The organism is Stenotrophomonas sepilia, from assembly GCF_003244875.1.
Taxonomy (GTDB): domain Bacteria; phylum Pseudomonadota; class Gammaproteobacteria; order Xanthomonadales; family Xanthomonadaceae; genus Stenotrophomonas; species Stenotrophomonas sepilia.
The window spans coordinates 32,590-54,332 of sequence record NZ_LXXZ01000076.1 but is presented as its reverse complement, the minus strand read 5'-3'; the positions used below and the strand labels follow the sequence as shown (position 1 = coordinate 54,332).

The window sequence follows — 21,743 nt, the reverse complement described above, 5'->3', positions numbered from 1 at the left end:
GTTGAAATGGCGTGGGGTCAGATCGATTTCGATATCTGACAGATGTGTCGACCAAGGTCGACACCTACCCGGAAATCTGTCGAAGGCGGGGCGGTGCCGGAGTGTGGGGTGTCAGCCGCATGGATGCGGCTGCCAAGCCTCCATGGAAGGATTCACGGCGTCCCCGCACTCCGGCACCGCCCCGCCATCCCACGGAATGCACGCTGTTGCTGTTGCTGTTGCTGTTGCTGTTGCTACTGAGCTTGCCGGCCAGCGGCCGGCACTACTGCGGATCGCGGATGATGTGGATGTCGGTCGGGGTCGACAGCGGAATGTTCCGCTCGGCCAGGATCTGCAGCAGGCTGAAGTACAGGTCGCTGCGGGTGGCGTACACCTGCCGCGGGCTGGCAACGTAAGCGAAGCTGTTGATGGTGATCTGGCCACCGGCAATGCTGTCGATGTAGACCGTCGGTGCCGGCTGATTCAGCACATTCGTGTGCGCGGTGTACGCATCCAGCAGCGCCTGCCGCAGATTGCCGACATCCGTGCTGGGCGGCACCGCGAACTGGATCTGGATGCGGCCCTGGTTGTTGCCCATCGTCATGTTGCGCACGGTCTTGGTGACCAGCTCGGAGTTGGGCACGATCAACGTCGACTTGTCGCCCACCTGGATCTCGGTCGAACGCAGGCTGATGCGGCGGATGTCGCCCTCCTGGTCACCCAGCTTCACCCAGTCACCGATCTTCACCGGCCGCTCGGCCAGCAGGATCAGGCCGGAGACGAAGTTCTGGGTGATCACCTGCAGGCCGAAACCGATACCCACCGACAGCGCGCTGACCAGCAGGGCCAGCTTGCTCAGCTGCAGCCCCATCGCGCTCAGCGCCCAGATCACCGCGATGATGATCCCCACATAGCGGGCAACGGTACTCACCGAATTGCGCGCGCCCAGGTCCAGCTCGGTCTTGGGCAGGTAGGTGTCGGTCAGCCAGCGCTGTACCAGCTGGGTAACGGCCAGGCCAGCCAGCAGCACCAGCACCGCCAGCACGATGCGCACCGGCTCCAGCTTGGTTCCGCCAATGTCGAATCCAGACGTGAACAGCGAGGAGAAGCGCTCCACCACCGCGCCGATGTTGCCGAACGGTGCCACCAACGCCAGCAGCGCGATCAGTACGACGATGGTGCGCAACGCCGCCGACAGCAGCACGCCCGCCTGTTCCAGCCGCGATACGCTCAGGCCGGTGCTGAGCAGGATGGTCTGGCCGACCTTGCTGTCGGCGTTGAGCATCCAGGTGCTCAGGTCATCGACGAACTTGAACAGCAGGGTTGCGGCCAGCACTACGATGCTGCCGCCGATCAGCTGCTGGTTCACGAACTTGGCGAAATTCAGGTAGCCCAGCAACGTGGCAACGATGGCGGCCACCACCGCGATGTTGCCCGCTACCCGGGCCAGTACCAGCCAGCTGCTGCGGCGCACGGGCGTGGTTGCTCCCACGCCATCGGCCTGTGCTTCCAGCTTGGCCTCGGCCTCGGCGGTCTGCCGCCGATGCAGGCGCGCCAGGGTCACCAGCATGGCCATGATCAGGCCGAGGTAGGTCAGGGCAATCAGGCCGTCCAACGCCACCGTGGTGACGTCGCTGGTGCGCGTAGCCTGGTCGAGGGCCACCAGCACCGTGCTCAGCCAGGCCAGCACCGCCGCGCCCCAGGCATACTTGCGCAGCTTCAGCGCGGCGGTGTCGTCCAGGTTCAACAGCCGCCATGACGGGCGCTTGGGCACCAGCAGGCAGGCGCTGAGCGCGGCAATGAAGGCCGCACGGAAGGTGGCGGTCTCCAGGCCGTCAGCCACCACCTGCAGGCGCGGCGCGATGGCATCGATCGCATCCAGCGCCGCCATCAGCACCACTACCGCATAACCGGGCAGCAGCGTGCCCACCAGCAGCAGCCACATCGCCAGGCCAGACCGGCGCAGTCGTCCATCAGGCGCGCGCTCGGACGCGGCGAACTGCCGCCCCAGCCTGCGCAGCCACAACCGCAGCGGGAACATCATCACCAGCGCGGCCAGCAGGCCCAGCAACGGCGTGCCCCAGCCATGGGCGCGGATGCCGGCGACCAGCGCGTCACGCCCCTGCTCGGCCAACGGCGCAACGCGCGCGATATCGATCGGCAGACGCTCGGCCACCTTGCTCCACAACGCAGGCGACAGCGGCGAGGCGACCTTCTGGCCCAGTTCTTCCGTGCGTTGTGCGGTGCGCTGCTGTTCGATGTCGGTCGCCAGCTGCTGTGCACGCACGGCACTGGCCTTGGCCTGGGCCACCGACGCGGCCAGGCCGTCGCGCTGCCTGGTTATGGCCCGTCGCTGCGCTGCCAGCTCCGGCGGCTCCGTGGTGCCCTCGGCAGGCGTCCCCAGCTGCGCCAGCTGCTCGTTGATGCGATCCAGCTGGGGCTGCAGTGCCTTTTCCAGCGCCTCGGCGTCACGCCGTGCCTGCGAGGCATTCTCGGACAGCATCGCCAGCGTCTCGGTGGCTTCCGCATCGCCACGCTTGCGCTCGACATCCTTCAACCGCGAATCGATGTCCGCCAGCTGCTGCTTGGGCGTGGGGTCCTCCTCCTGTGCCAGCACCGGCGCGGACAGCAGGAAGGCAGTGCACAGCAGCAGGACCCACCAGGGCCCCCGTGCACGGATCGATCGCAGGAAAGAAGACACGCAGCCACACCGGTTCGCGCGGACCACCGCGCCTGCGCGCGACTATACGGCACAGGCGGTAAACGGCGGATGGGGGACGTGCAGCAGTATCAGTACTTCAGGCGCAGCTCTTCCACGGTCGGCTGCTGCAGCGCGTACCAGTCCTGGAACTCTTCCTCGGTGATCTCATCGGGCGCATATACCGCCACCGGGTGCCACTCGTGGTCGGTCGGCAGTGGCTGGCGCGGGCCGGCTCGCAGGCTGTAGCTGACGCCCTCGTAGTCGACCAGGTCGTCGACCTGCGGCCACTGTTCGCGCGCGAACGCGGATTCACTCTTCAACAGGATCACCTGGTACATCGGCACCTCCACCTCGGTTGGATCAGGAAAACACGGCGCTGGCGGCAGGATACCGCCATGCCGGTGACAACAGGCACGTCGCATCGGCGACGGATCGTTCTGGACGCGGCCATCGCCCCGGCTTCACCCGCCCATGGCGAGCCCATCGGCATCGTGGAGGCCCGCCCCTGCCACGATGACCGATGACCGAGCACCCGCCGCTGAAGACCGTCGCCGACCTCAAGCTGCCGCGCTACCTGGGCACCTGGTACGAGATCGCGCGCCTGCCGATGCGCCACGAGCCGGAAGGCTGCACCGATGTATCGGCGCACTACACCCTGCTCGACAACGGCAACGTCGGCGTCACCAACCGCTGCCGCATGGATGGCGAGATCGAAGAGGCCACCGGCGAGGCCTGCGCCGTCGACAACGACAGCGCGCGCCTGGAAGTCAGCTTCCTGCCCAAGGGCCTGCGCTGGCTGCCGTTCGCCAAGGGCGACTACTGGGTGATCCAGGTCGCCCCGGACTACAGCGTCTCGCTGGTCGGCAGCCCGGATCGCAAGTACCTGTGGCTGCTGGCGCGCGAGCCACGCCTGGACGCGACCGTGCAGGACCATTATCTGGCCGCGGCCCGCCTGCAGGGCTTCGATCTGTCCGAACTGATCCAGACCCCGCATACCGGCCACCCCACCGCCTGAGCACGACCACGCATGGACCTGAAAAGTGGCTACCCCTGGTGGGCAGTGCGCAACGGACTGCTGCAGGCGTTTCCCCCGCTGAAGCAGGATCTGCGCTGCGACGTGCTGGTGGTCGGTGGCGGCATCACCGGTGCGCTGATCGCCGACGAACTGTCCGCCCACGGCCACGAGGTGGCGGTGATCGAGCAGCGCGACATCGGCTGGGGCAGCACGGCGGCCAGCACCGCGCTGTTGCAGTATGAGATCGATACCCATCTGCTGGAACTGGCCGAGCGCTATGGCAAGGATGCCGCCGCCCTGGCCTACCTTGCCTGTGCTGACGCGATCCCGGCACTGGCTGAAGTGGCACGCGGGCTGAAGGAGGTGGACTTCCGGCAGATGGACAGCCTGTACCTGGCCAGCCGGCGGCGCGACGTGCCGCGCCTGATGGCCGAAGGAGCTGCACGCCGTGATATTGGACTGGACGCGCGTTGGCTGGACCGCGAAGCCCTGCGCGAACGCTTCGACGTGGATGCCGGCGGCGCCCTGTTGACCCGCCAGGCAGCGCGGGTCGATCCCTACTGCCTCACCTACGGCCTGCTCAAACGAGTGCGCCGTCGCGGCGGCCATGTGCACGACCGCACCGTGCTGCACACGCTGAAGCCTGGCGCGCAGGGCGTGACCGCGATGACCGAGGCCGGCGCCACGGTCCGCGCCCGCCACGTGGTCCTGGCGATGGGCTACGCCAACCAGCGCTGGCTTGAACAGCGGGTCGCGCGCAACCGCAGCAGCTACGCCTTCATCACCGACCCGGTCGATGCGGACACGCTGGGCCGGCTGCAGCGCACGATGGTGTGGGAGAGCGCACGCCCGTACCTGTACCTGCGCGCCACCGGCGACCGCCGCCTGCTGGTGGGTGGGCTGGACGACGCCATCGATATCCCGGCGCGGCGCGACCGGCGCGTGCAGCGCAAGGCCGAAAAGCTGATGGATCAGCTCCTGCACTGGTTCCCGCGGCTGGACCCGGTGCCCGCCTTTTCCTGGGCCGGCACCTTCGCCGAAACCGCCGACGGCCTGCCCTTCTTCGGCCCGCACGCGCAGTGGGGGCCGCGGGTGCATTTCGCCATGGCCTACGGTGGCAACGGCATCACCTATTCGATGATCGGCGCCCAGCTGCTGCGGGCCCGGATCGAGCGGCGCAGGCATGCGCTGGAAGGGCTGTTCGGGTTCGAACGGTTGTAGCGTGCAGCCAGGCATGGCCTGGCTCTACCGCAAGCGGGCGCCGACAGGCATCATTCAAGCAACCCCTGCTAGCGTCGGCCTGTACCGCCGCGTGTTGCGTGGCCACCTGTCCGCTGGAGCGCCGTCATGATCCGCCCCCTGACCCTGCTGCTGTGCCTGGCCCTGCCGGGAACCGTGCTGGCCCAGTCCGCCGCTGGCGCCACCGCGCCGCAGGCTGCCGGCCTGGACCTGACGCTGCCGCAGGCGCCGCTGCGCTACCTCAACGACCCGGCCCTGCAGCAGGACCCGCCCGGCACCTATTACGGTGACAAGAGCGGCCCACGCGTGCACGACGACGCCAAGATCGCCGACGTCACCGACGACAAGGTCAAGGTGTCGGGCAGCTTCACCACTGGCATCGGCTATTCCAAGAACGGCGGCAACAGCCACTACAACGCGGCCACGCTGAATTTGAGCAAGAACTACACCACCGATGAGGGCAAGACCCACGGGGTCAACGTCAACATCCATGTGAGCGAGGGCAAGGGCCCGGGCTTCTTCGGCCCGTATGGCGGCTATTACGGCCGCGGCCCGGGCTATTGGGACTACCCGCCGCCGTACGGCTGGTAAGCCAGCCTCTGTAGAGCCGAGCCCATGCTCGGCTACGGTTGGCCGCAAAGCCGAGCATGGGCTCGGCTCTACAGAGGCCAACGTCAATCCAGCCAGCCATCGCGCTCGCTGTGCAGGATGCGGCCGTCGTAACCGCTCAGGCGCACCTCCACCTTCTGGTTGCGGGCATTGCGGGCTTCCAGCGACCAGGTCGCCCCATCGCGTTCCAGCGAATGGATCTCGCGCAGGCCATGCGACTGCGCCCGTGCCAGCACCTGCTCGGTGGTCAGCAGCGCGCGGCCGCTGTGCTCATCGAAGATCTCGCCGGTCTTCGGGTCCACGTAGACTTCGCTGAAGCGGCCATCGGCGCGGCTCACGTCGGCTTCCCACAGGCCGTCATCGCGTTCGATCTCGTGGATCTGGGTGTAGCCGGCCTTGCGCAGGGTCTGTTCGACCTGGGCCATGCCCAGCGGTGCGGCCTGTGCGGCCGGTGCAATGGCCAGCAGGGCAACGGTGGCGAGGGTGAGCGACTTCAACATGGGGGTTCTCCTGTTCGTGTTCGTGGCCGGACCATCCCGGCAACGCCACGATGCATGCCTCGGTTAACAGCGCCTTAGCCGTGGCTGTTAGCCGGCTGTTAGTCATCCCCGGCACACTCGCGCCTGAACCCCTCCTTCTTTCTTTCTGCACCCGCATGCTTCCCACCCTGCCCCTGCTGCTGGCCCTGGCCGGCTCCCCGATCGCCGCTGCGCCCGTACAGGACCCGGCGCAGCAGGTCGCGCGCCGTGCCGTGCAGCAGGGCCGCTACGTGCCGCTGGAAAGCGTGGTGCGCGATGCGCTCAAGCGCTACCCGGGCCAGCTCCTGGAAGTGGAGCTGGACGACGGCGTCTACGAAGTGGAGATCCTGCGCGGCGACGGCGTAGTAGTGGAGCTGGACTATGATGCGCGCAGCGGAAAGCTGCTGAAGACGGAGCTCGACGACTGATGCGCATCCTGTTGGCCGAAGACGATGCCGCACTGGCACAGCGCCTGGTGCCCCTGCTGGAACAGGCCGGCTATGTGGTGGCGGTGGTCGCTGACGGCCGCGAGGCCGAGGAGATCGGCCAGGTCGAAGACCTGCAGGCCGCCATCGTCGACTTGGGCCTGCCCGGGCTGGACGGACTGAGCATGATCGAGCGCTGGCGCGGCAATGGCCGCAGCTTTCCGGTGCTGGTGCTGACCGCGCGGGCGCGCTGGCACGACAAGCTGGCTGGCTTCGATGCCGGCGCCGACGACTACCTGACCAAACCGTTCCAGGCCGACGAACTGGTGCTGCGGCTGCGTGCACTGATCCGTCGCAGCCATGGCCACGCCAGCCCGCGCCTGCACTGCGGCCCGCTGCAGCTGGACGTCAACGCCGGCCGCTTTGAGCTGGATGGGCAGGCGCTGCCGCTCAGTCCGCAGGAGTTCCGCCTGCTCAGCTACTTCATCCATCACAGCGGACAGGTGATCGGCCGCGACCGGCTGGGCGATCAGGTGTTCGACGGTGGCCACGACCCGGACTCCAATGCACTGGACGTGCTGCTCGGACGCGTGCGACGCAAGCTCGGCATCGACCTGATCCAGACCGTGCGCGGCCAGGGCTGGCGGCTGGCCGCGCCGTGAGCCGGCAACCATCGCTGCGACGGCGCCTGCTGCTGGCCGGCGGCGTCGGCCTGCTGCTGGTCTCGCTGCTGGCCAGCGCGTTGCTGGGCGAGCTGTTCAAGCGCAGCGCGCGCGACCGCCTCGACCACGAACTGCAGCAGGACATGCTGACCCTGCTGGCGCAGGCCGAAGTGGATGCGGACGGACAGCTGCGCCTGCGCCAGGAACCCAATGACGCACGCTTCCAGCGCGTGTTCTCCGGTGCCTACTGGCAGATCGCCGGTGCCGATGGCCGCGTGCTGCTGCAGTCACGCTCGCTGTGGGATGAAACCCTGCCGGCGCCGGTTGCCGAGCCGGCCACCCGCAACCTGCCCGGGCCGCTGCAGCAATCCCTGCGCGCACGCGTGCAGCAGGTGCGCCTGCCACGCGCCAGCGAACCGTTCGTGGCCGTGGTTGCCACTGATCGCAGTGCGTTGGATGCGGATGTCGCTGCATTCCGCAAGCGCACCGCCATCGCGCTGGGCGTGCTGGTCGCCGCCTGGCTGGCGGTGCTGGCCAGCCAGGTGCACTTCGGCCTGCGCCCACTGCATCGCCTCGGTGCGCAGCTGGAACGGGTACGGCGCGGCGATGCGCAGCGCATCGAAACCCAAGGGCTGGGCGCGGAAGTCGCACCGCTGGGGGAAGAACTCAACGCGCTGCTGGACCACCAGCAACGCATGGTCGCACGCGCACGCACCAGTGCACAGGATCTGGCGCATGCGCTGAAAACCCCGCTGAGCGTACTGGCCACCGAAGCCGACGGCGATGGCGCGCACTGGCGGGCCACCGTGCGCGAGCAGAGTGCGCGTATGCAGGCCAGTGTCGACCGTTACCTGGCTGCAGGACTGGCCGCCGACCATCGCCAGCGGACCGGCGTGGCGGCCGTCGCTCAGGCGATGTGCCGGCTGATGGCACGCGTGCATGGCGAACGTGGCATCGCGTTCACGGCGGCGGGCATCGACCCGACGCTGCAGTTCGCCGGTGCCAGTGCGGACTTGGAAGAGATGCTGGGCAACCTGCTGGACAATGCCGGGCGCTGGGCACAGCGGCAGGTCCAGGTCAGCGCGGAAGCCGACGACGGCCAGTTGCGCATTGAGGTCCGCGACGACGGCCCCGGCCTGGCCGCGGACGCCCTGCAACGGGTCACCCAGCGTGGCGTGCGGCTGGATGAGCGCGTGGGCAGCAGTGGATTGGGGCTGGCGATCGTCGGAGATATCGCCGCCAGTTATGGCGGACGCGTGGCGCTGGAGAATGTACAGCCGGGCCTGCGCGCGACGTTGTGGCTGCCGGTGGGGTGAAACGACCAACCTGACGGTGGGTAGTGCCGGCCGCTGGCCGGCAACCACGTGGTCACCGGGAACACCCTGCGGAAACCGGCCAGCGGCCGGCTCTACCAAGCGCCAATCCGACCGGTCGCCGTGCAGCAAGCATCAACGGTGGTGCATCCACCAGCAATCAATTGCGTCCAGCACGATGTGGATGATCAGACCGATGCCGAACAAACGCGTTTTCTTCGGCACGCACAGCCCGGCATAGACCGCAATGGCCGGTGCGGTGTGCAGCGGATGGAAACCAATGCTGCAGCGGTTCGGTGCATAGATCGGGTCGGCCAGCAGATGGTCCAGGTCGATGATCCAGCCCAGCAGCATCAACAACCACGCCGAGGCGAAGCGCTTGCGCCAGAACAGCCATGCCAGCAGGGCTGGCACGGCGGCATGCAGGAACAGGTGGAAGATCGCGCGCGCGCTCATCGGCAACAGTGGCACCGGGCGGGCCCGGTGCCGTCCATCACACCAGCGGTTCGTCAGACAGGTAGGTGTAACCGGTCAAGCCGGCTTCCAGCGCGTCCGACAGTTCCTGCGCGCGTTCCGGCGACAGCTGCGCTGCAGCCACGCGCTGCGCATAGGTCGCCCGCAGTTCGTCCAGGCGGTAACCCACGTAGTCCAGCATCACGTCGGTGGTATCGCCACGGCGCTGCTGGGTAATGGCATAGCCATCGGCATCGGCCAGCACTTCCACCGCGTCGGTATCGCCGAACAGGTTGTGGATGTCGCCCAGGATTTCCTGGTAGGCACCGACCATGAAGAAACCGATGCGATAGCTCTCGCCCGGCTTCATCTTGTGCAGCGGCAGCGAGCTGTCCAGGCTCTCGTTCTCGACATAGGTTTCCACCATGCCATCCGAGTCGCAGGTCATGTCGGCGATGATGCCGCGGCGGTCCGGGGTTTCATCCAGGCGCTCGATCGGCACGATCGGGAACACCTGGTCGATCGCCCACACGTCCGGGATCGATTCGAACACGCTGAAGTTGACGAAATACTTGTCGACCAGGCGCTCGTTCAGTTCGTCCAATACCGGGCGATGGCTCTTCTCGTCATAGCTCAGGCGCGCACGCACGCCATGGGCGATGGCATAGAACAGGTCGTCGATGCGCGCACGCTGCGGCAGGTCGATCTGGCCCAGCGCGTAGCTGGCCAGGCCTTCGGCATGGAAATGCTGGGCTTCCTGGAACAGTTCCACCGCGGGGCGCACGTCCAGCTCGTCATGGATCTCGCGCAGGTGGCGAATCGCCGCCGGCTCGTCGTCGTGCTGGTCCGGCACGCGGCCTTCCTGCGCCTCTTCCACTTCCGAGACGTTGGCGATCAGCACCGCGTGGTGCGCGGTCATCGCGCGGCCGCACTCGGTGACGATGCGCGGTGGGGTCAGGCCGAACTCTTCGCAGGCATTGGCCAGCGGCTGCACGATGTTGCTGGCGTAGGAATGCAGGCCGTAGTTGATCGAGCAGAAGCTGCGCGAACGGGTGCCTTCATAGTCCACGCCCAGGCCACCGCCCACATCGACGTGGGTGATCTTCGCGCCCAGGCGCGACAGCTCCACGAAGTAGCGGGTGGCTTCGCGCATGCCGTTGGCGATGTCGCGCACGTTGGAGATCTGCGAGCCCATGTGGAAGTGCAGCAGGTTCAGGCAGTCGGCGTACTCGGTGTCACGCAGCGACTTCCACAGGTCCAGCAGCTGGCGCGGCGACAGGCCGAACTTGGCCTTGTCGCCACCGCTGTTCTGCCACTTGCCGGCGCCCAGCGAGGCCAGGCGCATGCGCACGCCCAGGCCAGGCTTCACGTCCAGCGACTTGGACTCTTCCAGCACCAGCTTCAGCTCGGACGGCTTCTCGATGACGATGAAGGTCTGCAGGCCCAGCTTGCGGCCGATCAGGGCCAGGCGGATGTACTCGCGGTCCTTGTAGCCGTTGCAGACGATCAGCCCGCCCGGGCGCGACAGCGCCAGCACGGCCATCAGCTCGGGCTTGCTGCCCGCTTCCAGGCCGAAGCCCTCGCCGTGGTGGCTGGCCAGGGTGCCGGCCACGCCGCGGGTCTGGTTGACCTTGATCGGGTACACGGCGGTGTAGCCGCCGCTGTACTCCCAGTCCTGCTGGGCCTGGGCGAAGGCCGCCTGCAGCTTGCCCAGGCGCTGGCCGAGGATGTCCGGGAAGCGCACCAGCAGCGGCAGCTTGGCGCCCGCCGCCCGCGCCGCGTCGACCACCTTGGGCAGCGACACCACCGGGCCGTCCGCCCCGGTCGGTCTCACCACCATGTGCCCGGCCTGATCCACGTCGAAGTAACCGTCCGCCCAATGCGGGATCGAGTAGGTCTTGCGGGCTTGGTCGAGGGACCAATCGGTCATTTCAGTCGGCCTTGTTGGCAATAAAAGGGGGGGCATGATAACGCCTATGTGCCCACAGGTTCGTTATCATGCGCGCCCGCGCCCGTGACAGGTTCCAACCTGAACGGGCCGATCCGTCCGGATGTGGCATCTGTGCCACGCGGCCCCGCCCGCCAGCCCGGCTCCACCCCTCCGAACAGGACTGTTTTCCCATGACTGACAGCAACAACTGGTACATCGAACACTTCGAGCGCACCGGCTCGGCCATCGGCTACCGCATCACCGGCAAGCTGGACGAGGTGCAGTCGCCGTTCCAGAAGATCGAGATCTTCCAGACCACCGACTGGGGCAACCTGATGACCATCGACGGGGCCATCATGCTGACCAGCAAGGACAACTTCTTCTACCACGAGATGATCAGCCACCCGGTGCTGTTCACCCACGCCGCGCCCAAGCGCGTGGTGATCATCGGTGGCGGCGACTGCGGCACCCTGCGCGAAGTGCTCAAGCACACCGGCGTGGAGAGCGTGACCCAGTGCGATATCGACGAGCAGGTCACCGTGATGGCGCGCAAGCACTTCCCGGAACTGTGCGACTCCAACGACGACGCCCGCGCCGAGCTGCTGTTCGACGACGGCGTGGCCTACATGGCCAACTGCCCGGCCGGCAGCGTGGACGTGGTGATCGTGGACTCGACCGACCCGGTCGGCCCGGGTGAGGGCCTGTTCAACAAGGCCTTCTACGAGAGCTGCTTCAAGGCCCTGAAGGACGACGGCATCCTGGTGCAGCAGTCCGAGTCGCCGCTGATGCAGCTGGCGCTGATCAACGAAATGCGCACCGAGATGGGCAAGGCCGGCTTCGGTTCGTTCAAGACCCTGCCGTTCCCGCAGCCGTGCTACCCCACCGGCTGGTGGAGCGTGACCATGGCGCGCAAGGGCGACAGCAGCTTCGACTTCCGCCAGGCCGACTCGGCCGCCAAGGCCTTCAACACCCTGTACTACACCGCCGCGCTGCACACCGGCGTACTGGTGACCCCGCCGTTCGTGCAGGCTGCATTGAAGGGTTGATCCAAAGAAAAACCCGCGCTGGCGACAGCGCGGGTTTTCTGCTTTCTGTAGAGCCGAGCCCACGCTCGGCTGCTCTTCGGACAGGTTGCGGTAAACCAAGCCGAGCATGGGCTCGGCTCTACAGTTACAGCGCCCAGATACCCGCGATCACCGCCACCACCAGGCCCCACTTGATCAGCTGGTAGGCCACCACGCTGCGCTCGCGCAGTGCCTTGGCCTTCAGGCGCACCTTGTAGACGCTGCCGAATGCCTTGTTGACGCCACCGGTCGGGTCACCCGGCAGGTTGGGCGAGGCGCCGCCGGCCAGCAGTGTGGCCGCCACCGCGCGGTTGAACAGCCCCGGCAGGCCGAAGCGCAGCGGGCGGGCGATGTCGCAGAACAGGATCACGCGGTCCTGCTGGGTCTCGTTGTGCGCATGGTGGATGTAGGTCTCGTCGAACATCATCCACTCGCCGTCGCGCCAGCTCTTCTTGATGCCGTCCACTTCGATGTAGCAGGCATCGTCGTTGGGCGTGCTCAGGCCCAGGTGCAGGCGCAGCGAGCCGGCGAACGGGTCGCGGTGCGGGCGCAGCTCACTGCCCGGCGGCAGCTGCGCGAACATCGCCGCACGCACATCCGGGATCGACTCGATCAGCGCCGTGGTCTTCGGGCACAGCGTCTTCGCCGACGGGTGCGACGGGCCGTACCACTTCAGGTAGAAGCGCTTCCAGCCTCGGCGGAAGAACGAATTGAAGCCGGCATCGTTGAACGTGCTGGAGGCGGCGATCTTCTGCGCGTCGCGCAGCGCCAGCGCCTCGTCGCGGATCATCTGCCAGTTCTGGCGCAGCGGCTCCAGCTGCGGGAACTCCTTGCCCGGGTCCAGGAACGGCGTGGTCGGCACCTTCGAGAACATGTACATGACCACGTTGATCGGGGCCATGAAACTGGAGTGGTCCAGCAGCTGGCGCGACCAGCGCGCGCGGACCTTGCCACGGAAGTGGATGTACAGCACGCAGGCCACGAACAGCGCTGCAATGACGATTTTGATGATCAAAGCACTTTCCTCCAGCCGCGGCCGGAACGGGAAACGGGGCGATGCACGGCCAGGCGGCCAGCACCGGTGGGGAACGCGGCAGGGGACGGGGACGTGCCGGAGGGGGGCGGCCGCCGATGTCGCGGGCTAACAGCTTATGGTCGGCAGGCCGTGCGCCGGGGTCAAGTTGCCCGTGCGCCGCGTTCAGCCGGTTGTGGACGAGGCGCAGGGCTGAGCGCGCAAGCGGTTGATACTAAAGCACAACTGGAATAAGTGAGACAGAATTGTCCGATTCTGCGCGACGAACTGTTCCAGCCACGGCCCCGACATTTCTCCGACAAATCGTGGAATAGCGAACTGGCGAGTACTAAAATTAACGAAAACTTAGTAACTCCCTGTAACACCGGTTCGCTTGACGCTTTGCGCCACCCACCGGGTCGTCCGAGACCCCGACATGCACCTTCCTGCCCTGCCATCCTCTTCCTGCGGCGATGACGCCGCCTCCCCGCTGCTGCTCAAGCGCGGCGAGCGTTTCCTGGCCCCGGATGTCTACCGCACCTGCCTGGACGGGCGCGAGGCGGTCATCAAGGACTACTCCCGCTACCGCGGCACCCCCGTTTCGCTGATCGCGCGGCTGATGGTGCGCCGTGAAGCACGCATGCTGCAGCGCCTCGGCGGCTGGAAGCATGCCCCCGCACTGCTCGGCACCCTGGGCGGCCTGGCGCTGGGCATGGAGTTCATCCCCGGCCAGACGCTCAGCACCGCGCAGGCCGTCGGCAATGAAGTGTTCGAGCAGCTGCAGCACGCGCTCAGTCGCCTGCATGCCGCCGGCATCACCCACAACGACCTGCATGGCACCAACGTGGTGGTCAGCGGCGGCGTGCCGGTGCTGCTGGATTTCACCTCGGCCTGGCGCGCCCCGCGCTGGCTGCGCCGCAATCCACTGAGCCGGCAGATGCGCCGCAGCGACATGAAGAACCTGCTGAAGATCCGCCAGCGCGTAACCGGCCAGGCCCCGAGTGCCGCGCAGGCTGCACTGGTGGCCGACCCGGGCTGGGTGGCCGCGGTGCGGCAGGGCTGGAAGCGGTTCTACAAGTGGGCGAAGCGCCGGTAGGGGTCGAGCTCGCTCGACCGCGTTACCGCTCTTTGTAGAGCCGAGCCCGCGCTCGGCTGCTGTTCCTGCATCGCGCGAAATGCAGCCGAGCATCGGCTCGGCTCTACAACATCCCGCCAAACGGGTTACAACGCGTCAGCGTCCAGTTCACCGGTACGAATACGCACCACGCTGCCCAGGTCGTACACGAACACCTTGCCGTCACCGATCTTGCCGGTGCCGGCGGCCTTCACGATGGCCTCAACCACCGCCTCCACCTGGTCATCGGTCACCGCCACTTCCAGCTTCACCTTCGGCAGGAAATCGACCACATACTCCGCGCCACGGTACAGCTCGGTATGGCCCTTCTGGCGACCAAAGCCCTTCACTTCCGTCACCGTGATGCCGGTAACCCCACGCTCGGCCAGTGCTTCGCGCACGTCGTCGAGCTTGAACGGCTTGATCACCGCCATGACCATCTTCATCGTCTATCTCCTGTCTTCCGGCGTGGAGGATAGCGCCTGAACGTGGCCCGTGCGAAGCCGCTGCGGCCTGTCCGGGCAGTGGGTGCCAGCAGTATCCTTGTGTGCGAACGGCCTGCCCGCGCCGGATGCACGGGCCCACCCCCACGGAGCACCCCATGATCGACCTGAACCAAATCGATGACCTCGCCCGTCGCCTCAGCGACCTGGTGCCGCCGGGCCTGCGCGAGTCGCGCGAGGAACTGCAGGCCACCTTCAAGAGCGCGCTGCAGGCGGGGCTGGCCAAACTGGACCTGGTGACGCGCGAAGAGTTTGAAGTGCAGCGTGCTGTGTTGTTGAAGACCCGCGAGAAGTTGGATGCACTGGAAGCGACCGTGCGTGAGCTGGAAAGGCGCTCGACATCAGATTTGAGTTGACGCCACTTTCGCCAGACAGCGAGGCGAAAAGCAGACTACCGCTCATCGTCAAACGCGAAGTGCCTCACGTCCTCGAGATCGAACACGGCACGATCCTGCGTCAGCCGAATCCGGCCGGACACCTGCACGCTGGCAGAGACATTGCACAGGCCAGGACTGTTACGCTCCAGGCATATGCGCTTCTGTTCGGCGTAAAAACGTGCGACCGAACTGGCGGCCCCATGCTTGCCGATATCGAGGATTCGTGCGCCATCGCTACAGCGGGAGTTGCGCAGAACCTCTTCGTGGCGGTTATCCGTTACATATCGAGCTGACAACACGACCTCATCCCGATCATATTTGCCGGGATTCTTAGTGATGGCACACAGCACTTCTTCATGAGGATCGTCTTTTACCGCTGCCGCCCCTACACTGGCATATGCAGATAGCAGCAGGCCCAGCATGGGCACCAATGACGCAGATTTCATAGTCATTTGTCCTTCTCGGTCTTGGGCTGACGCGCTTCCCAGTTTGCAACAGAACCCTCCCCCCTTGGCCTGTTCACCCTTGCTGATGTTGATCCCAAGGCCTTTAGCAACAACCGCCTCCGTGCCGTAAGCACTCCGCTCTGTGGCACGAACCTCATCACTGGTGGCCGCGGCGCGTCCACGCTCCGCCGTATCAATATCGTGCTGATCTTCTTGGGCGATCACCTGCACCCCCGTCTTTGGGCTGTCGACCTTGCTGAGATCGACAGTGACTGTCCCCTTCTGATTGGTATTGGCGAGCGTGACTACCTGTGTTGGAAGCCCATCTGCGGCGTAACTCCAAGTCTGGCTTCCGTTCCCATCGGGGAACGTTAGCGTCGAAATCCTGTTGCGCGCATCGTACGCCCGGTCAATGAGCTGTAGCCCTTTTCCTAACAAGCCCCGCCAGCCACTGCCTTTGTGCTCGAAAAGTCCTAGGGAATGGACTGAGGAAGCCATCACAAGGTTTCATGCGTGGTTTAACTCGGCGGGCTGAAGATCGAACCGGCTGTTACCCCACGGCCCCCTCCCCATGATCGACCTGAATCAACTCGATGATCTCGCCCGTCGCCTCAGCGACCTGGTGCCGCCGGGCCTGCGCGAGTCGCGCGAGGAACTGCGGGCCACCTTCAAGAGCGCGCTGCACGCCGGCCTGGCCAAGCTCGACCTGGTCACCCGCGAGGAGTTCGAAGTGCAGCGCGCCGTGCTGCTGAAGACCCGCCAGAAGCTGGACGCACTGGAAACCGCCGTGCGCGAGCTGGAAGGGCGCGGCGCCGCAGAATGAAAAAAGGAGGCGCACTGCGCCTCCCGTTTACAGATTATTTCCCGGATGGGGCCTTGCAGCAAGGCCCACCGGGCGCCCTAGACTCGCCGGCCTGTCGATCCGGCAGCACAGAGAGGGGCAGCAGCGATGGCGCAGGACACCGATTGGACACCCGTTTCGCATGACACCTGCGGCCAGGTCGCCGGGCCGTTCTATCACGGCACCCGCGCTGATCTGGCGGTGGGCGAGCTGCTGAGTGCGGGCTTCCGCTCCAACTATCGCGACAGCGTGGTGATGAACCACATCTACTTCACCACCATTGCCAAGGGCGCTGGGCTGGCTGCGGAGATGGCCCGCGGTGAGGGGCGGCCGCGCGTGTATGTGGTGGAGCCGACCGGGCCGTTTGAGGACGATCCGAATGTGACCAACAAGAAGTTTCCCGGGAACCCGACGCGGTCGTATCGGAGTGCGGAGCCGTTGCGGATTGTGGGGGAGATTGTGGAGTGGGAGCTGTATGACTCGGAGTTCGTTCGGCAGTTGAAGGCGTTTGTTGCTTCGGGCAGTGGGGAGATCATCAATTGATGACCTACTGGCGTTGGGCGTTGCACACCTCTTCATCGGCTTCATAGATGTCCAGCCCGAGCTCAATGCCGCGCTCACCCAAGGCGAGCAGCGCGCGAGGCGAAAGCGAGACACCACCGTTGCTGCTGCCCATGAAAAGACCGCAGAACAGATCAGGTCGGAAGCGTGCCAGAGACTGCCATACGGCGAGATCGCCGGTGAGCTGATCGAGGATTTCGAAGATCTGAGCGTCCAGATCTTCAGGCTCACGACGCTCCGCATCAAGTTGCCAGCTGCCAGTCCTGGCGATGCGCAGGGTACCTGATTGGTTGCCTCTGAGTTCCTGGCCCTTGTGATGCGAAGCGGTCGGGGTCGCCCCGAGCAAGGCACTGACTTCTTCGGGCAGGAGGTCGTCTCCGAAGAATCGGAGGGTTACCAGGGAATGATCGAATGCGGCCATTGGAATCCAGTGCGTCGGCATCGTTGATGTCAGATTACGGCCGACCTGCCCACAAAGCACCATGCGGCGTGCTTTCGCCTGATACAGCGCGATCCTAGGGCGGCTGGGTTCGGCCATCAAGCCGGCGCATGACCAGATGCAGGCATAGCATCAGACGCCCCGCCAAATCCACGTTCAACACACCTGGGCCATGTCCGCTACGGGTCGCTGGCCGGTCAGTGATCCACAGGAAATACCCTGCGCGAGCCAATGTCCGCTCTCGGCCAGTGGTGGACATTCGCGAACGCCATGAGTTGGGCCGCGAAGTGCTTCAGATCGAAAGAACGCCCAGCATCGACCAGTAAGCCTCCTTCTCGTACGAGACACTCTTGCTGTGCCAGTGATTGCCGCCCCTTAGAGCTTCGTAGTGCCCGATCTCCGTGCTGGACAAAGGGCGCCAGCCAGATCCGCGGCGAAAGCCGCTTGCGACCTCGACGCCAAGGGGGAAACTGGAAAGAGCATTCTGCTGCGCTTGCGCCAGAGACTCGCCGTTGGCTCCGCCGGTGGATGTGGGGTTGGCAAGTTGCACTCCGTCATCCTCCCAGTTGCAGATCGGACATATGGCGTGGGACCCGTAGACGTCTTCCAGGGTCAGGAAGCCACACGATGGACAAGGCAAATCGATCATTGAGAACCAAGAACCTCAGGTAGACGAATCACTGGACTGGCAGGTGTCGCGTAGGGCTGAAGGGGACGAACGTCCGCTTCGGATCGAGAGCGGCCTCTAGCATTCCGGGTCGCGTTGTCTGGCGCCGGCACGTTTGCATTCAGCCAAGAGCGGGCATCAATCGCAAGAGCCTTCCATATCGTGGAGCACCGACACGAAAGTGTGAGCCCCGTCAGGCCGGCTGGATAGGCGATGCAAGATTCTCAAGCTCGACTCTTGCCGCGCTACCGCAAGATGATAACCGGCTAGCGGCCGTGGTCTCTAGAGCAGTTCCATGCCGGAACCAGGCATCTACTCCAGCGATTCGTCACTCCCGCCCTTCTGTCTGGATATGGATAGACGAAACACCGGAAACCAAGGAATGGCTGGACCAAGCATCCAGCTCTTCCGCAATTGAACCACTCAGGAGCCATCCGCGGCCGGTGCACTGTGCCGAAGCCAGGGCAAGAACCACAAACTCAGGCCACGATTGCGCAGCATGACGGGAGCAGGCACTCACCACGAAGCCGCCCTTGTGATATGGCTCGGCGTGGAGATTGCTGACTTCAAGACCTGCTTGCTCAAACATCCGCGCCGCGACCTTGACAGCCGCCTGCTGCGATGTGCAACTGGTGAACAAGCGCCAGTACAACTCCATGAGCCCACAATCTTCCAAAAGGCCCTCTGGGCGCGGTTGCCCTACTTATAGCAGAAGGCGCGCGCCCCTTCCGCTCTTGCCACCGAGGTGCCAGCATCAATGCGCAGGCTCCGCCTTCAACGCGCTTGAACCCCTTCGCAGCAGATACAGTGCAACCAGGAACGGCCACAGCGAGTTGATCGACGAGAACAGGCGCTGTGTCAGCCCCCGGAAGCCTTCCGGATCCGCCCCCACCACGTTCAACCAGAGATAGACGATGCTCGCGATGCTCACCATAGCAGTCACGGCGTACGCCCTTCGGTTGGCAGACCACGCGCTCAGTTCGATGTGCGACATCGCCGGTGCAATGATGTTTGCGATACCGATGGCGTAGAAGCCATGCATCGGATGACCCATGGGCCAGAGCCCATTGGTCAGCATGGAAATGCCAAAAACTAACCAGCAGATTGCACCGACTGCAATCCGGCGACCGGACTCTCGCCATACCCCGATGGAGAACGCCACGAAGCCCATACCGGAGCCGATAGCCGCGATCCTGCCGCAGATGCTTGCAAGCGTTGGCGCCTGCAGCAACTCGCTGGCGTGCTGTGCAAGCGGGCTGTAGCCCGGCGCAAACACGGCGGCAACGCTGGTCCAGAACAGGAACCACGGAAGCGGGACCAGACCCGCGCAGAGAAGCAGTCGGCTGCGGCGTGACACGTGCAGTGGTCCTTGTTTGGCCTGCGCCAGTGCGTGGAATCCAGTTGAACGCTGCCGAACCCTCCTGCTGCAGGCAGGACGATCTTGAGTCACTGCAGCAGTAGCCAGATTGCGCGCGGCACTCGGTGGGTTCAATAGGAAGGAGGTCATTTAAACCATCTAGCGGGTCTCGCAGCGGTTAGGTTACATGAGCGATCACACATATCCGATGGGCGAGTGCTGTCGCATTTGCCGCGCCTTGCATCTCCAACGGAAGGTTCTGACGACTCCGTCCCAGAAGTGCCGCTGCGCCAAGCACGCCAAGGCTCTCGCCCCATCCGACGCTATGCGACAATGCCAAAAGCGTCTCGGGTTTTGGCGGCATTGACCCCTACCCGTTGGCATTCCGCACAACAGCAGGTAATCGTTACTGCGCCACCGTGCATCGGTGGCCGGGACTCGAAAACCCGTTGTTGTGATGAAGTTTGCGCTTGCCAGCCGGCATCACCTTGCGTGGTGCCGGCTGGCAATCCGTCTGCCGGCTATGGCGGGCGGGGCGTGGGGGCCTCGTGCCCACCGGCGATCATCACACACCGGTTTTCGAGCCACGCTCTGCCCGCCACCTTTATCGGTGGCGGCTTCTGCCTGCATGCACGGAGCCCGCCATGACCACACCGCACTCCCCGCCCCCGCGCCCGATCCCGCAAGCGCCCTCGGCCGCTGCGGCCTTGGCCCCCAACAGCCTCATCGCCATCCTGCACGCCATCGGCGCGGGCGCTGCGGCCGACGGCCAGCCTTGGCCCGAGCGGCACCATCTACGCAGCCGGCAGATGGCGTTGTCCGACGCCGACTGCGCGCTCACCGGCCAGCGCATCGTGCAGGAGATCCTGCTGGCGGCCGAGCGCACGCGCCAGAACGGTGAGCCGGAGCAGTACGTCGGCGACCGGGTGATGGAGGGGCTGGTGATGGCCGATCTGGCGCTGACCGCCTTCATCCACGAGCGGATGCGACCCAAGGACTGAGCGCGCTTATGGCGCGGACCTATCTGCCTGTGTGCGGGGTGACGAATGAAGATGCACGGCCTTGCCGCTGCGGCGGTGTGCATCGCGGTGATCGGCGCGATGTGGGTGGAGTGGCCTGAGCCTGCGAGCGATCAGGTGTGGGCCTACCAGAAGCTGCAGCCGGCCGATTACCGCCTGCTGCACAGTGATGCGCTCGGCTTCGTGACCGCGAAGGCCCACGAGGGTTTTGAACTGCATACACGCCATGCCAGAGCAACGTCCTTCGAGATCCGATGCAAGGGCGTGCTGGTGATGGAGGTGGAGAATGCGCCCTCGCGCGTGCTGATCCGCATGCCCGCCGATGCACGGTGGCGGGCGCCGGACATCGAGCGTCTGCGCACCAGCTTCGAGCGCTGGCTGGATCTGCATCAGAGCCAGGGGCGGTTGCTGGTGGAAGGTGCGGGGCCTTCGTGGGTTGAGGCGCGGTTTGGGCGCTTCAATGGGGCGATGCCTGATGAGCAGCGGTGTCTACTTGGGGCGCCGCACCGCGATTGACGAGAATCCCCCCGACCGGCCATCCATAACACGAAGCCACCGAAAGCTCTCTCGACAGCAAAGGCGACTCCTGGTCTCACCCGCGCCACAGGCGGTGCCCCTGCCATCCTGCCGCAGCCCCGAGGCTCTTCACTCGAACTTCGTTCGTCAGGCCAGCCGCGAGGTGGGCATCGACACGTTCACGCCAATCCTTGGAATCAGCGGTTGTCGCTTCCAGAAGTTTGCGAAGCAGGAGCAACAGAAAGAAGGAGCGGTTCGGCGCATACGGTGCCTCATGTTCAGACCATCCCGCCGACCGAGGACGAACCGCCGAAACACCGAGCTCCTTGTTCCAAAGCCTGCTGTGATGTGCAACGACGTTTCGCGCCACGCTGGTGACATGCAGCCAGTTCGCGAAGACGGGGGCTGCCAGGCCCATCTCACCCGCAACAGCTTTCTGCTCACGGGTACGAAGCGCTTTGTAGAGGCGGGAGAGCGACCCCAGCGACATGACTTCCGTTGCCATCCAAACCGGTACTTTGGGAAACGCCGGTGAGGTGTACTTGTCCCGGTAGTGCCGAATGAACGTCTCCCTGGAGCGCACCACTTCACTTTCGACGCCATCCAGCCAATCTGCATGCTCCTGTCCAGCGAAGGTCAGATTACACGCTTCCAGATGGCCGAAGGCGCCGCTCGCATGCGCAAAGTGGTACGTGAGCACGGTCCGCGTTGCGACCTCGATATGGCCGACGGCCTCCATCACCAGGTCTCTAAGCGCTCTATCGAACTCATAGAGGCTTATCGCTTCTTCGAATGTCGCTTGATCGCGGAAATTGTCGCTACCGGGCATGCGCTGTGTGTAGAGATAGCCCATAAGACGATAGTAGCCGACACGCTGCAGGTATCGATTGGCATTGGCGGTATCACCAATGGCAAGCCCGCGCTGCTGGAGCAGATCCAACTGTTCCTGAATCGACAGGGGCGGTTTGCGGTAGCGGGTCATC

At 65.2% G+C, this 21,743-nt stretch carries 26 protein-coding genes; 13 read left to right on the top strand and 13 right to left on the bottom strand.

The genetic code is table 11. From position 1 onward, the window contains the following. Positions 1-262 precede the first annotated feature (262 nt). Together A7X97_RS16140 and A7X97_RS16135 are read right to left on the bottom strand one after the other, a co-directional pair. Positions 263-2,680, bottom strand: coding sequence for a DUF3772 domain-containing protein (locus tag A7X97_RS16140; RefSeq protein WP_111008180.1), 2,418 nt, complete (start codon positions 2,678-2,680; stop codon positions 263-265). Positions 2,681-2,769: 89 nt separating this feature from the next. Continuing rightward, positions 2,770-3,018 carry a hypothetical protein gene (locus tag A7X97_RS16135; protein ID WP_005419952.1) on the bottom strand — a complete coding sequence of 83 codons (249 nt, stop codon included), beginning with the start codon at positions 3,016-3,018 and terminating at the stop codon, positions 2,770-2,772. A gap of 182 nt (positions 3,019-3,200) precedes the next feature. Here A7X97_RS16135 and A7X97_RS16130 point away from each other — a divergent pair, with 182 nt between their 5' ends. The 3 genes from A7X97_RS16130 (at position 3,201) to A7X97_RS16120 (ending at position 5,525) form a co-directional block, all read left to right on the top strand. Continuing rightward, positions 3,201-3,695 (top strand): lipocalin family protein, encoded by a 495-nt coding sequence (locus A7X97_RS16130; protein WP_005419954.1) that lies wholly within the window; start codon positions 3,201-3,203, stop codon positions 3,693-3,695. Positions 3,696-3,707: 12 nt separating this feature from the next. Next, the gene (locus A7X97_RS16125) at positions 3,708-4,916 is read left to right on the top strand and encodes an NAD(P)/FAD-dependent oxidoreductase (RefSeq protein WP_111008179.1); all 1,209 of its coding nucleotides are present in this window, start codon (positions 3,708-3,710) and stop codon (positions 4,914-4,916) included. A 126-nt stretch (positions 4,917-5,042) separates the two neighbouring features. Further along, positions 5,043-5,525: a hypothetical protein gene (locus A7X97_RS16120; protein WP_065178855.1), complete on the top strand. Its 483-nt coding sequence runs from the start codon at positions 5,043-5,045 to the stop codon at positions 5,523-5,525. An 83-nt stretch (positions 5,526-5,608) separates the two neighbouring features. Here the strand turns inward: A7X97_RS16120 and A7X97_RS16115 are convergent, their stop codons facing one another. Next, positions 5,609-6,043, bottom strand: coding sequence for a PepSY domain-containing protein (locus A7X97_RS16115; protein ID WP_072167930.1), 435 nt, complete (start codon positions 6,041-6,043; stop codon positions 5,609-5,611). 155 nt (positions 6,044-6,198) lie between these two features. Between A7X97_RS16115 and A7X97_RS16110 the strand changes: the two genes are divergently transcribed. From A7X97_RS16110 to A7X97_RS16100, 3 genes are read left to right on the top strand one after another with little or no spacing between them, the layout of a single operon-like run. After that, positions 6,199-6,489, top strand: coding sequence for a PepSY domain-containing protein (locus tag A7X97_RS16110; protein WP_072167931.1), 291 nt, complete (start codon positions 6,199-6,201; stop codon positions 6,487-6,489). Then, positions 6,489-7,148 carry a response regulator transcription factor gene (locus A7X97_RS16105; RefSeq protein WP_072167932.1) on the top strand — a complete coding sequence of 220 codons (660 nt, stop codon included), beginning with the start codon at positions 6,489-6,491 and terminating at the stop codon, positions 7,146-7,148. The genes A7X97_RS16110 and A7X97_RS16105 overlap by 1 nt, the downstream gene beginning before the upstream one ends. After that, positions 7,145-8,464: a sensor histidine kinase gene (locus A7X97_RS16100; protein WP_111008178.1), complete on the top strand. Its 1,320-nt coding sequence runs from the start codon at positions 7,145-7,147 to the stop codon at positions 8,462-8,464. The genes A7X97_RS16105 and A7X97_RS16100 overlap by 4 nt, the downstream gene beginning before the upstream one ends. A 132-nt stretch (positions 8,465-8,596) precedes the next feature. On the opposite strand, the gene A7X97_RS16095 is transcribed toward A7X97_RS16100, so the two are convergent. Then, positions 8,597-8,917 (bottom strand): DUF6122 family protein, encoded by a 321-nt coding sequence (locus A7X97_RS16095; RefSeq protein WP_005411369.1) that lies wholly within the window; start codon positions 8,915-8,917, stop codon positions 8,597-8,599. 37 nt (positions 8,918-8,954) lie between these two features. Beyond that, positions 8,955-10,844, bottom strand: a complete 1,890-nt coding sequence (speA, locus tag A7X97_RS16090; protein ID WP_111008177.1) for an arginine decarboxylase — start codon at positions 10,842-10,844, stop codon at positions 8,955-8,957. Between the two features lie 191 nt (positions 10,845-11,035). Between speA and speE the strand changes: the two genes are divergently transcribed. After that, positions 11,036-11,890, top strand: a complete 855-nt coding sequence (gene speE / locus A7X97_RS16085; RefSeq protein ID WP_111008176.1) for a polyamine aminopropyltransferase — start codon at positions 11,036-11,038, stop codon at positions 11,888-11,890. A gap of 124 nt (positions 11,891-12,014) precedes the next feature. Here speE and A7X97_RS16080 read toward each other — a convergent pair whose 3' ends face one another. Beyond that, complete coding sequence (locus A7X97_RS16080) at positions 12,015-12,920, bottom strand: aspartyl/asparaginyl beta-hydroxylase domain-containing protein (RefSeq protein ID WP_032954620.1); 906 nt, start codon at positions 12,918-12,920, stop codon at positions 12,015-12,017. A 436-nt stretch (positions 12,921-13,356) separates the two neighbouring features. Here A7X97_RS16080 and A7X97_RS16075 point away from each other — a divergent pair, with 436 nt between their 5' ends. Beyond that, positions 13,357-14,016, top strand: coding sequence for an RIO1 family regulatory kinase/ATPase domain-containing protein (locus A7X97_RS16075; RefSeq protein WP_100478874.1), 660 nt, complete (start codon positions 13,357-13,359; stop codon positions 14,014-14,016). Between the two features lie 125 nt (positions 14,017-14,141). Here A7X97_RS16075 and A7X97_RS16070 read toward each other — a convergent pair whose 3' ends face one another. Next, complete coding sequence (locus tag A7X97_RS16070; protein WP_005411374.1) at positions 14,142-14,480, bottom strand: P-II family nitrogen regulator; 339 nt, start codon at positions 14,478-14,480, stop codon at positions 14,142-14,144. A gap of 155 nt (positions 14,481-14,635) precedes the next feature. Here A7X97_RS16070 and ubiK (A7X97_RS16065) point away from each other — a divergent pair, with 155 nt between their 5' ends. Beyond that, positions 14,636-14,893 carry a ubiquinone biosynthesis accessory factor UbiK gene (gene ubiK, locus A7X97_RS16065; protein WP_069138732.1) on the top strand — a complete coding sequence of 86 codons (258 nt, stop codon included), beginning with the start codon at positions 14,636-14,638 and terminating at the stop codon, positions 14,891-14,893. A 35-nt stretch (positions 14,894-14,928) separates the two neighbouring features. Here the strand turns inward: ubiK (A7X97_RS16065) and A7X97_RS16060 are convergent, their stop codons facing one another. Next, entirely contained in the window at positions 14,929-15,858 is a 930-nt protein-coding gene (locus tag A7X97_RS16060; RefSeq protein WP_111008175.1) for a hypothetical protein, read from the bottom strand. A 73-nt stretch (positions 15,859-15,931) separates the two neighbouring features. Between A7X97_RS16060 and ubiK (A7X97_RS16055) the strand changes: the two genes are divergently transcribed. Together ubiK (A7X97_RS16055) and arr are read left to right on the top strand one after the other, a co-directional pair. Further along, positions 15,932-16,183, top strand: coding sequence for a ubiquinone biosynthesis accessory factor UbiK (gene ubiK, locus A7X97_RS16055; RefSeq protein WP_088497368.1), 252 nt, complete (start codon positions 15,932-15,934; stop codon positions 16,181-16,183). A 126-nt stretch (positions 16,184-16,309) separates the two neighbouring features. Then, complete coding sequence (gene arr, locus A7X97_RS16050; RefSeq protein ID WP_088497369.1) at positions 16,310-16,744, top strand: NAD(+)--rifampin ADP-ribosyltransferase; 435 nt, start codon at positions 16,310-16,312, stop codon at positions 16,742-16,744. A 4-nt stretch (positions 16,745-16,748) separates the two neighbouring features. Here the strand turns inward: arr and A7X97_RS16045 are convergent, their stop codons facing one another. From A7X97_RS16045 to A7X97_RS16030, 4 genes are all read right to left on the bottom strand, one after another. After that, positions 16,749-17,183, bottom strand: coding sequence for a DUF4279 domain-containing protein (locus A7X97_RS16045; RefSeq protein WP_088497370.1), 435 nt, complete (start codon positions 17,181-17,183; stop codon positions 16,749-16,751). Positions 17,184-17,493: 310 nt separating this feature from the next. Then, positions 17,494-17,850, bottom strand: a complete 357-nt coding sequence (locus tag A7X97_RS16040; protein WP_032958808.1) for a CPCC family cysteine-rich protein — start codon at positions 17,848-17,850, stop codon at positions 17,494-17,496. Between the two features lie 346 nt (positions 17,851-18,196). After that, positions 18,197-18,526: a hypothetical protein gene (locus A7X97_RS16035; protein ID WP_088497371.1), complete on the bottom strand. Its 330-nt coding sequence runs from the start codon at positions 18,524-18,526 to the stop codon at positions 18,197-18,199. A gap of 96 nt (positions 18,527-18,622) precedes the next feature. After that, positions 18,623-19,225, bottom strand: a complete 603-nt coding sequence (locus A7X97_RS16030) for a DUF998 domain-containing protein (RefSeq protein ID WP_088497372.1) — start codon at positions 19,223-19,225, stop codon at positions 18,623-18,625. A gap of 644 nt (positions 19,226-19,869) precedes the next feature. Here A7X97_RS16030 and A7X97_RS16025 point away from each other — a divergent pair. Then, positions 19,870-20,226, top strand: a complete 357-nt coding sequence (locus A7X97_RS16025) for a hypothetical protein (RefSeq protein WP_088497373.1) — start codon at positions 19,870-19,872, stop codon at positions 20,224-20,226. Positions 20,227-20,271: 45 nt separating this feature from the next. Next, entirely contained in the window at positions 20,272-20,760 is a 489-nt protein-coding gene (locus A7X97_RS16020) for a cold-shock protein (protein ID WP_088497374.1), read from the top strand. Positions 20,761-20,836: 76 nt separating this feature from the next. Here A7X97_RS16020 and A7X97_RS16015 read toward each other — a convergent pair whose 3' ends face one another. Next, on the bottom strand, positions 20,837-21,742 hold the full coding sequence (locus A7X97_RS16015) for an Abi family protein (protein ID WP_049440011.1): 906 nt from the start codon (positions 21,740-21,742) through the stop codon (positions 20,837-20,839). Position 21,743 lies beyond the last annotated feature (1 nt).